We start from the raw sequence: 866 nt of genomic DNA on the forward strand, positions 1-866 counted from the left end.
TAGCTCGACGCCGGCCCCTCAAGCTGCGTCGACGCAGTCAGATTGACGGTGGCATCGGTAGTCGTATCGTTGACCTGTGCCGTCGCCGCGCCGGTGCCGACCACCAGGTGCTCAAAATTGCCGCCCGAGGTTCCGGTGATCGTTGCGGTCAGCGACGATGCATCCTTGTAGACGTCCTCGCCATTGCCCGCGGCAATCGTCAGCGTTCCCGTAGTCTGCCCGTCGGCAATCGTGATCACGCCCTGGTCGGTCGTGATCGTGGTCACGCCCTGCGAGGCATTCGACAGCGTTGCCGTGAACACGTAGCTCGATGCCGGTCCCTCAAGCTGCGTCGACGCAGTCAGATTGACGGTGGCATCGGTAGTCGTATCGTTGACCTGCGCCGTCGCCGTGCCGGTGCCGACCACCAGGTGCTCAAAATTGCCGCCCTCGGTCCCGGTGATGTTGGCGGTCAGCTGGCTGGCATCCTTGTAGACGTCCTCGCCGTTGCCCGAGGCAACCGTCAGCGTTCCCGTAGTCTGCCCGTCGGCAATCGTGATCACGCCCTGATCGGTCGTGATCGTGGTCACGCCCTGCGATGCATTCGACAGCGTTGCCGTGAACACGTAACTCGACGCCGGCCCCTCAAGCTGTGTCGACGCAGTCAGATTGACCGTGGCATCCGTAGTCGTGTCGTTGACCTGTGCCGTCGCCGTGCCGGCGCCGACCACCAGGTGCTCGAAATTACCGCCCGAGGTTCCCGTGATCTTTGCGGTCAGACTCGTGGCGTCGTTGTAGACGTCCTCGCCATTGCCCGAGGCAATCGTCAGCGTGCCCGTGGTCTGGCCGTCGGCAATCGTGATCACGCCCTTGTCGGTCGTGATCGT

1 protein-coding gene is annotated in these 866 nt (G+C 63.4%); it reads right to left on the reverse strand.

All coding sequences use genetic code 11. The features are described 5' to 3' along the window. On the reverse strand, window positions 1-866 hold an 866-nt coding region (locus tag IF803_RS42515; protein WP_461196168.1), incomplete at both ends, for an immunoglobulin-like domain-containing protein.

It is taken from the genome of Bradyrhizobium sp. UFLA06-06 (genome assembly GCF_054820065.1).